This is a genomic window from Streptosporangium sp. NPDC048886, assembly GCF_055586905.1.
This window is the reverse complement of the sequence record NZ_JBVJHH010000118.1, coordinates 1-1,241: the sequence shown is the minus strand read 5'-3', so window position 1 is coordinate 1,241 and position 1,241 is coordinate 1. Positions and strand designations below refer to the sequence as shown.

Here is a 1,241-nt window from a genome sequence, read left to right as displayed (position 1 = left end):
GGAGAGGTCGGGCGGCTCGTGCCGGGGCCGGGCCGTCACGGCTTCAGCTTGTCGGCCTCCCGGACGTCGTGGAGGTGGATGAGGACGTCGAAGGAGCGGGCGGCCGCGAGGTCGGCGAGCGGGTAGGGGTACTGCGTGCCGATGTTGCGCGTGGGGCGGGCGACGTCCAGCCAGGTGCGCGCCGCGGCCGGGGCGTTGCGGATGTCGAGGTAGTAGTCCTGGTGGCGGACCTTGTCGAGGGTGTACTCGTTCATGCCGGGCGTGGCCGCACCCACGGTGAACTTCTTCCACTCGCCGCCGAGGGCGGCGTCCTTCGACAGGAAGGAGCCCTGGTTGAAGGTGAAGCCGATGGGGAGGTACTTCTTGCCCAGTGTGTCGCGCAGGAACGATCCCTGCGTCTTGGGATACATCTTGGGCTCGCCGGCGGCGTATCCGACGTGGTCGTTCTGCGCTGACAGAAGGATCTTGTCGCCGGTGCGCCGCTGCCACCAGGTGATGTTCTGGGCCATCACCTGGTCACGGAAGCGCTGGAAGGTGGCCACCGAGTCCGGGTCTTTGACGTCTATGGTGAGGAACTTGGCGGTCTGGGCGATGGATCGGGCGTTCTGCTCGGCCCATTCGAAGTCGTCTCCGCCGGGGCCCTTCTGGCTGCTGATCAGTTCCAGGGCCTGCTGTGCCTTGGCGGCGAGCTGCTGTCGTTCCGCGAGGGGCTTGCCCAGGTAGGCGAAGACGTCGTCGATCGGGCGCAGGCCGGTGTAGAGCTCGTTGAGCCGCGGCAGCGACGCCGGGTGGTGCTTTCGCACGTAGCCGGTCACCCGGCCGAAGAACTCGTCGCTCAGTGTGGGGGCGCCGAGGTCGTCGCCCATGAAGTGGACGGTGCGGCCGGGGTGGCGGCGGTTGTAGTCCCGCATCCACTCGATGAGGCTCACGAACTCCTCACGGTCCCACGGCGAGTTGGCCAGTGCCTCCTTCGCGATCTTGCGTGCGTCCCCCCTGCCGGTCTGGAGGTAGTCGTCGATCTGGAGTCCGGCGGACCAGCTCAGCTCCAGGGCAAAGGTGGTGAAGCCCTTCTCCTCGACGAGGTAGCGGAAGACCCGCTCCTTCATGGTGAAAAACTCGTGCGAGCCGTGGGTGGCCTCGCCCAGGCCGACCACCTTGGCGTCGCCGATCATCACGCCGAGGGCTCGCAGGTCGGCTGTGTTCCTCCCGGGCTCGGTCGAGCGCAGCGGGTGCGCCGCCTG

The 1,241-nt window shown here is 67.8% G+C and carries 1 protein-coding gene; it reads right to left on the bottom strand.

From position 1 onward, the window contains the following. Window positions 1-35: 35 nt before the first annotated feature. Window positions 36-1,241, bottom strand: a 1,206-nt coding sequence (locus tag ACZ6R6_RS49330; RefSeq protein ID WP_470104481.1) for an erythromycin esterase family protein, incomplete at its 5' end; no start/stop codon positions are given.